The organism is Furfurilactobacillus curtus (assembly GCF_045862785.1).
Classification (GTDB): Bacteria; Bacillota; Bacilli; order Lactobacillales; family Lactobacillaceae; genus Furfurilactobacillus; species Furfurilactobacillus curtus.
On the sequence record NZ_BQXO01000041.1, the window covers coordinates 1 to 684 of the forward strand.

Annotated in this window: 2 pseudogenes; both read left to right on the forward strand. The window is 43.3% G+C overall.

The features are described 5' to 3' along the window. A pseudogene (locus ACKTR2_RS10325) lies at positions 1-412 on the forward strand (TrsD/TraD family conjugative transfer protein); the annotation flags it as partial. 11 nt (positions 413-423) lie between these two features. Beyond that, positions 424-684: pseudogene (locus ACKTR2_RS10330) on the forward strand (VirB4 family type IV secretion system protein); the annotation flags it as partial.

The window sequence follows — 684 nt, forward strand, 5'->3', positions numbered from 1 at the left end:
GAGTACCTTGGGTGAAGGTGTTGATGACACGCTACAGTTCTTAGAACCGACGATTCCCGTCAATATGACGGCTTATCTCAATGGTCTCAAGCGTCGGTATCTTGCGTTACAAAAAGATCACTCGGAGCAACAGTTCAAAATCCAGCTCATAGCCAGTTATTTGGACCACTTTACTAAAGTCCAGGAATCCAAAAACATGACAACTAAGCAACACCTGCTAATCGTTAAGGTACCGATTAAAGACAAGAGCGTTAAAAGCTTAAACTTAGCCGTCACTCATTTAGACGAAAAGATCGAACAGGTTAAACGAGACATTGAAAATGCGTTAACGGATTTTGATGTGACGGCCAAAGTTTTGACTAGTCAGGAAGTCCAAGAGATTTTAAAGAACTTAATCAATGTCAATGGATAGGAGGCAACAGGATGAGTTTTGGTGATAAGGTCATTGATTTATTTATACCAACTAAAAAAGAAAGCCATCAAGGCGACAGCGACCAAACGGGTAGTAAGCCCAAAGCGGAGGTTGAAGACTTTACCAAGCTGATTGATCGCGATAGCTTGCATTCACTATTCCCGTTTAGCTGGGAACAGTACCCCACCTCCGTCCAGTCGGGCGAGAATTTTATTCGGGTGTTAGCGATTGCTGACTATCCCAAGCGGGTGTATGGCAACTGGTTGTCAGAA